We start from the raw sequence: 1025 nt of genomic DNA, 5'->3' as shown, positions 1-1025 counted from the left end.
GCTTCCGTCAGAGGAACCCGCTGCACCCGATGGACTCCCGCCTCAAATTTCAGCTTACTATAGACGTTATCGCCTTTAATCTCTAAAATTGCCTCTTTAAATCCTCCCATATCCGCCGGAGATTCACTCAAAAGGCTAACTTTCCAGTTTTGAGTTTCGGCATATTTTGAGTACAAGCGAACTAAATCCCCCGCCCAAATACTGGCCTCATCACCTCCGGTCCCAGCGCGAATTTCTAGCATGATATTCTTTTCATCGAGGGGATCCCGGGGCAGCAGCAGAATTGTTAATTGGTCTTCCAAAGTGGCGATTTTTTCCTCTAATTCTGCCACTTCTAGGGCGGCCATTTCCCTTAATTCGGGATCGCTGGCGGATTCTTTGAAGATTTGTTTCGCACCGATTAAATCCTCTTGACTTTTTTGCCAAATTTCGTAAGTGTTGACCGTTTCCTCTAGGGAAGCGCGGGATTTGGCCAGACGATGCAATTCACCCGGATTACCGGTGACATCGGGATCCGCTAGACGACGGGTTAATTCTTTGTAGGTCTGTTCTACAGATTGCAGTTTGTCTAGTAAATAACTTTCAGCCATAATCGATAGCCACAAATAGGGTTAAACGGGGTTAATTGGAAGATAACCCGCAAATTCACTGGATTAGAAGCGTCTGACAGATAATAGAGACGCAATCCTTTTAATTGTCTTAATTTTCTTGGTTTGGGGTTCTTCGAGATCGGAAAAATCCCGCCCAACTGCTGACAGTCAGTCAGTTTTGCTAATACTTAGAAATATTTTTGGGCCAGCAAGCGGCAAGGGAAGACATTTTTTTTCTTAACCAGATTATTCCTATATCTGAAACTATCATTTTTTGGCCGGTTTGAGCAAGTAATAGACCTCTTGCAAAAATCAAAAATCTTCCTTTAGGTGAGGAGTCTCCGAGCCAGTAGTCAGTAGTCAGGAGAATTAAGAATGAGCATTAATCAATTAAATGCTCTATTTGGTTATTTTATGCAATTTTATGCTTATTTT

At 42.6% G+C, this 1025-nt stretch carries 2 protein-coding genes; both read right to left on the bottom strand.

The window, feature by feature from the left end; genetic code table 11:
- Positions 1–590 (bottom strand): PCRF domain-containing protein (locus PX482_RS16665; protein WP_288094126.1); only part of this gene is annotated, 590 nt, incomplete at its 3' end.
- Complete coding sequence (locus PX482_RS27785) at positions 569–748, bottom strand: hypothetical protein (protein WP_002759620.1); 180 nt, start codon at positions 746–748, stop codon at positions 569–571. The genes PX482_RS27785 and PX482_RS16665, both read right to left, overlap by 22 nt.
- Positions 749–1025 lie beyond the last annotated feature (277 nt).

The sequence above is a fragment of the Microcystis sp. M53602_WE12 genome (assembly GCF_030065455.1).
Lineage (GTDB): Bacteria > Cyanobacteriota > Cyanobacteriia > Cyanobacteriales > Microcystaceae > Microcystis > Microcystis aeruginosa.
This window is presented reverse-complemented; position numbering and strand designations above follow the sequence as displayed.